A 572-nucleotide genomic window follows, 5' to 3' on the forward strand; every position below is an offset into this window, starting at 1 on the left:
CATGGCATTTGCAGATCGTGAAGGTTTTGAATTCACTTCATTCAAAGAACCTATGTTCCGCATTGCAGCCACCACACTAGGTATGGAGTATCACGAGTTTCTTGAATGTTATCAAGACCGTGAATGGAAGGATTCCCCCAATGAGAAACTGAATGGTCGTACTATTCGTGAATTGATGATTCATATTAGCGAAACGTATATCAAACCATTTTTAGGCAATGACTATTTCGGTCAACAAGCTGCTCAGTTTATCCAACGTCGTCCGTGGCAATCACATTTTATCTTTGGTGATGGTGGTTTCGCTCCGGAAGTTGAAGCTTTAATTGAAGGTGGGAATGAAGTAATTCTGGTTCATATGTATCGTGATGGTTGCACTTTTGAAGGTGATTCACGTACTTATGTGCTGACCAACTCTGTACCTCGTATTTATACCCTAACTAATAACGGGACTGTTGATGAAGCAGTGGACGAATTAGGAAGGATTCTAGATAACTATGAAGATAGCAGAACAACAGCAGAACCAGAAGAACCTGTCGAAGACGACGCACCAAGAATGCGAGCACGAGTTACAA

1 protein-coding gene is annotated in these 572 nt (G+C 41.6%); it reads left to right on the forward strand.

What is annotated here, in order from left to right; translation table 11 throughout:
* Positions 1-572 (forward strand): hypothetical protein (locus tag N1032_RS26835; RefSeq protein WP_259543722.1); only part of this gene is annotated, 572 nt, incomplete at both ends.

This window comes from Herbiconiux daphne (genome assembly GCF_024979295.1).
Lineage (GTDB): Bacteria > Actinomycetota > Actinomycetes > Actinomycetales > Microbacteriaceae > Herbiconiux > Herbiconiux daphnes.